Origin of the sequence: Empedobacter sp. R132-2, assembly GCF_030324375.1 — a bacterium.
Taxonomy (GTDB): Bacteria; Bacteroidota; Bacteroidia; order Flavobacteriales; family Weeksellaceae; genus Empedobacter; species Empedobacter falsenii_B.
Genome location: NZ_JACAGG010000064.1, coordinates 1 through 4,672, shown reverse-complemented (window position 1 = coordinate 4,672; position 4,672 = coordinate 1). Strand labels below are relative to the sequence as shown.

5 protein-coding genes and 2 pseudogenes are annotated in these 4,672 nt (G+C 41.3%); 3 read left to right on the top strand and 4 right to left on the bottom strand.

Annotated elements, in window-relative coordinates:
- Positions 1-153: 153 nt before the first annotated feature.
- The 4 genes and pseudogenes from HXZ69_RS15060 to HXZ69_RS15045 form a co-directional block, all read right to left on the bottom strand.
- Complete coding sequence (locus HXZ69_RS15060) at positions 154-579, bottom strand: hypothetical protein (protein ID WP_286496455.1); 426 nt, start codon at positions 577-579, stop codon at positions 154-156.
- Positions 580-743: 164 nt separating this feature from the next.
- Positions 744-1,247 carry a trimethoprim-resistant dihydrofolate reductase DfrA49 gene (locus HXZ69_RS15055; protein ID WP_038694170.1) on the bottom strand — a complete coding sequence of 168 codons (504 nt, stop codon included), beginning with the start codon at positions 1,245-1,247 and terminating at the stop codon, positions 744-746.
- Positions 1,244-1,771 carry a hypothetical protein gene (locus HXZ69_RS15050; RefSeq protein WP_286496454.1) on the bottom strand — a complete coding sequence of 176 codons (528 nt, stop codon included), beginning with the start codon at positions 1,769-1,771 and terminating at the stop codon, positions 1,244-1,246. The genes HXZ69_RS15055 and HXZ69_RS15050 overlap by 4 nt, the downstream gene beginning before the upstream one ends.
- Positions 1,761-2,015 (bottom strand): annotated as a pseudogene (locus tag HXZ69_RS15045) (FAD-dependent oxidoreductase); the annotation flags it as partial. The pseudogene HXZ69_RS15045 and the gene HXZ69_RS15050, both read right to left, overlap by 11 nt.
- Before the next feature lie 368 nt (positions 2,016-2,383).
- Here HXZ69_RS15045 and HXZ69_RS15040 point away from each other — a divergent pair.
- The 3 genes and pseudogenes from HXZ69_RS15040 to HXZ69_RS15030 all read left to right on the top strand — a co-directional run.
- Positions 2,384-2,542, top strand: a pseudogene (locus HXZ69_RS15040) (phage integrase N-terminal SAM-like domain-containing protein); the annotation flags it as partial.
- 75 nt (positions 2,543-2,617) lie between these two features.
- Positions 2,618-3,283 carry a tyrosine-type recombinase/integrase gene (locus HXZ69_RS15035; RefSeq protein WP_286496452.1) on the top strand — a complete coding sequence of 222 codons (666 nt, stop codon included), beginning with the start codon at positions 2,618-2,620 and terminating at the stop codon, positions 3,281-3,283.
- Positions 3,267-4,373 carry an IS91 family transposase gene (locus tag HXZ69_RS15030; RefSeq protein ID WP_286496451.1) on the top strand — a complete coding sequence of 369 codons (1,107 nt, stop codon included), beginning with the start codon at positions 3,267-3,269 and terminating at the stop codon, positions 4,371-4,373. The genes HXZ69_RS15035 and HXZ69_RS15030 overlap by 17 nt, the downstream gene beginning before the upstream one ends.
- Positions 4,374-4,672: the final 299 nt, after the last annotated feature.

Sequence of the window (4,672 nt, the reverse complement as noted above, 5' to 3'; positions counted from 1 at the left end):
ATGAAATGATAAAAAGAAGGTTCCGAAATTCGGAGCCTTTTTGTTTTAACTGCGTTTGCGGCTAAAATTACACATAACGGTTCTCAACTAGGAGACGCGGGCTTCTCGATTATGATTGTTCAGCCCGTGGCTTTTAGTTGATGTTATGCTTAGTTAATTTTTTCTTTTGAAATAGTAGTCGACTCCATCAATATACGATTCAGCTATTTTCAATTCATCCCCTGAAATCGAAAATGGTTTAGTTCCTTGATTACTTATAGTGATAGCTGGTACAGTATCCATATCAAAAGTTTGAGTTGAGTCAATAAATTGCCCATAGAATATTTTGTAATCACGCTGCCAAGTTTCAGTACTTTGCTTTATTCCATTTTTATATATTTTCAACTTCCCGTCAGACATAATTTTCCACCTAGTTTTTTTTAAGTCGTCAGAAGTATCAAAGCCGTTCGTTTCAGAAAATGTTTTAATTAAAATCCATTCACCAACCAATTCTTCATTAGAATCATTCAACTTTTCCTTGTTGCAACTAAATGCTAATTGTAATGTTACTATTAATAGTAATGTTTGTAAAAGCCTCATTTTTGTCATTTTCATCAAATTAAGCATAACTTATTTATTGATACGGCTTTTCTGTACAAAACAGCATAATACTTGATGTTTTTGTGCAGGTTTGTTTCTTTATTTGATCAAATATAACGAAAGTAGGTAGACAATGATTTCTTATTTCTCATCAAGTAATCACGTTACCTCCAATACCTTTTCACTTCAAACGCATAGGCATTTTTCTCATCCACTGCTTGGGTTGCTACCGTTTCAACATTCCAAGCGACAGCTTCGAATTTCGGGAAGAAGGTATCTGCACCAAATTCGCCCTGCACATGGGTAATAAACATCTCTTGAACACAATCAAGCGCTAAAGCTTCTCGGTAAATTTGTCCGCCTCCAATTATGAAAACGGTTCGTTCCACTTCATTTTTATAATGATCCAAACAGGATTCCAAGGAAGAAAAAACAACTGCTCCAGGAGCATGATATTCGGTATTGCGTGTTAAGACCGCATTCTCGCGGTTGGGCAACGGCCGAAAACGTTCCGGAATGGAATCGTAGTTTTTTCTACCTGTAACCACAATATGTCCCGTGGTTGTTTCTTTGAAAAATTTCATATCTGCAGGCAAATGCCACATCAAATCATTGTTCTTTCCAATACCGAATTGCTGATCAACAGCAACAATCAATGCTACTTTCATGGAAGTACTTTGTAAATTGTAGGTGAAATGAACACCATGCGGGGATTTGGAATTACTGCATCGTGAACCTGTGTTCCCCTGGCCTCTTCTTCCGTGAGAAAATAACCAATTACCCAATGATAGGTTCCATCCGGAGCCACCACCTTGTGGATCGTTGGGGTGAATTTTTTTGAGAAATTAATTGGATTGCGAAGTATCCCTTCTGAATACTCTTGGGCATAATACCCTGACAAAAGCAATTTGTAATGAGTCACAACCGTGGAATCAGCATCTACCTTATATTCAACAGATCCTTTCGAATGACTTTGAAAAAGTGCTCTTGAATCGGTGTAAAACAAGTTGCTTTTGGATTGTACCTCAGGGGTGAAAAAATCCGGACGATGGATGCCATAATCAAACTCCGGTAGAATATAAAATGGTTTCACTGCAGCTTCCTGACGCGGATAAACCCAAGTGAAGGTATGTGTCACGTGTTCAATGTTGACTGCCTCGCTACTTTTTACCAAATCAGCCCGCAAAATCATACCGCCATCCTTGTAACGATCCCGCTTTTTTCATTGCTTCCTGACCTGAACCTTTGTGTAGGTCAAGGGTTCCACCAAAAATTCTTGCCTCTCGGTCGTTGTCTCTTTCGTAAACTGAAACGTCTATGCCGTTTTGCTGTAATAATTTTGCCATAGTCAGTCCAACGGGTCCACCACCAATTATTGCAACGTTCTTATCACTAAGTAAATTCATTTGTTTGTCTGTATCTATTCGCATTGTCATTCAAAAATGGCCCATAACGGGAAACGCATTGGCGAAGTGGCGGATAAATTGGACGGAAAGTTCAATTTAGCAGTAACGTAGCCGATGTGTTTTCACAGAAGCTAAATTATTAAAAAAAAGCTGAATGTGGAACACATTCGGCGGAATAAAATGTAGAAAGTTTTAAGTTAGCACTTAACCCGCCATTTTGCCAATGCGATGTTGAACTAAACCTCCGGTAGCTTTCCCATTCGCCTTTTTAGTAATTTTGTTTTTATTAAACCCTAAAAAACATATAAAATGGCTACAAAAAAAAATCTCCGGAGGAGTTAAGGACTAACAAGTTTCTCAATCGTGCCTCTAGCGAAGTTAATGGTTTTGCCGAACTCCTGCAACGCTTTGAAAGAAATATTTCCATTCTGGGCAGAAGCAAACGAACCTTTGATAATTATTCCAGGCATGTTGCCGCCTTAGCGCTTCATTTCGGTAAAATCCCTACCGAATTAGACCCGGAAGACATCAAAGATTATCTCTTTGAACTTCAAAAGCGATCAAAAACCCCTTCTCAGTCGTACTTTAAACATACTGTTTACGGGCTGCGTTTCCTGCTGAAAACCGAAGGCTTGCCTTACAGCTACCTCCATCTTCCCACCATTCCAAAAGTCAAGAAACTTCCTGTGATCCTGAGTCGGGAAGAGATCTGGCGTATGCTTCAAACAGCAGAACTCCTGAAACACAAACTGCTCATTGGGCTCATCTACGGCTGCGGACTGCGCTGCATGGAAGTGCGGAATATCGAGCTTCGGCATCTGGATTTTGACCGAAAGATGCTTCACATTGTGCAGGGTAAAGGCCGGAAAGACCGTTATGTTCCGCTTTCAGAGCATTTAATCCGGGGATTGAAAACCTTTATTAAAGTTGAAAATCCGGTTCAGTATTTATTCAACGGAAATCAAAATAGGAATGTTGAAGAGATTGATCAGCCGGATTATGGCACACCGGATTTCGATTCCCGCTACAGTCAAAGAGGAGTTCAGTGGGTGATTAAAACTATTGCTAAAAAAGCCGGCATTACCAAAGAGGTTCATACCCACACTTTGCGACACAGCTTTGCCACGCATTTATTGGAAGATGGAGTTTCCATCATTATGGTTCAAAAACTTCTGGGCCATGAAAGAATTGAATCGACCATGGAATATTTGCATGTCTGTCAGCTGTCGGATCAGCAGCCGCACAGTCCTTTGGATACCGTGTTTGCTTTATGCCGCAAAAATGGAAACCCGAAGTAAGGGCGGAACTGTTGCTGAAGTTCTCCGCAAAATCGATTTACCGGCCAAAAACTTCAGCGTTCATCAGGAAAAGACACTTCGGGCTTTGTCCTGTTGCCGGACTTCCGCTCTGGGTGGTCATATCGATGCGTGTGACGGCTGCGGAAATCTTTCCATCAGTTACAATTCCTGCCGGAACAGGCACTGCCCGCAGTGTCAGGGACACAAAAAGGAAGAGTGGATCCAGAAGCGCGAACAGGATTTACTCCCGTGCAGTTATTATCATCTGGTTTTTACGCTTCCTGAAGAACTGAACGGTTTGGCCATTGCAAATCCCACCCTCATTTACAAAACCCTGTTTGAAGCCGCTTGGGCAACTTTAAACCAGTTCGGGAAAACCGAAGGAATCCAGTTGGGAATGATTGGGGTTTTGCACACCTGGGGGCAGAACCTGAGCTTGCATCCGCATTTGCACTGCATCGTTCCGGGTGGTGGAATCAGCCAGCAGGGAAAATGGAGAAGGAAAGTACGAACGGATAAATATCTCTTCTCTGTAAAAGCGATGAGCAAAGTGTTCCGTGCGAAGTTTGTGGCTTTATTGAGAGCTAATGGTATGAGTGACCAAAACTTGACTGAAAGGCTTTTCTCCAAAAACTGGGTTGTGTATGCGAAAAGACCTTTTGGTGGTCCCAAGCAAGTCATCGAATATTTAGGCAGATACACGCACAAAGTGGCCATCAGCAATCACCGGATTAAGGAAGTCACAGATAAAGAAGTTCGTTTTGCCTACAAAGATTACCGCAAAGGCGGCGAGAAAAAAGAAATGACTTTATCGAATGTGGAGTTTATCAGACGCTTCTGTCTGCATATCCTGCCGAAAAGATTTGTAAGGATCCGCCATTACGGTATTTTAAGCAGCAGCTGGAAGCGTGAAAAACTTCAGGGTTTGCAAGAAAGTTTAAAAGTGGAACGGAGCGTTTTTGTTCCCCAGACTATGCTCAGAAAATGCCGCTGTTGCAAAAAAGGAAACCTGGTGACCATTGCCATTTTCGGGCAACGTGGTCCGCCACAGGATTTTCTTTTCGTCACCCAAACTTTCTCTGCGAAATAAACTTTGCGGGTAAGGGAAATTATATGCTGAAACGAAAAATCACAGCATTTAAACCCTACAAAGTGCCACTTCTGCCCACAAAAAAAGCAGTACTTCTAAAAAACTGCTTTGTGTATCTAAATTCTAAAAACGATAACTCCATAGACTGCCAAAAAAGCCCCCGAAGGTTCCGTTCAACGGGCTTTCATTGTTGGCTTTTCAAGCCCAACGAAAGCTTAGTTATTATGTGTAGTTTTTTAGTATCTTTGTCAGATGAAATTATCAGATTAGCAAATTTACTTTACGCAACGTATAGGAAG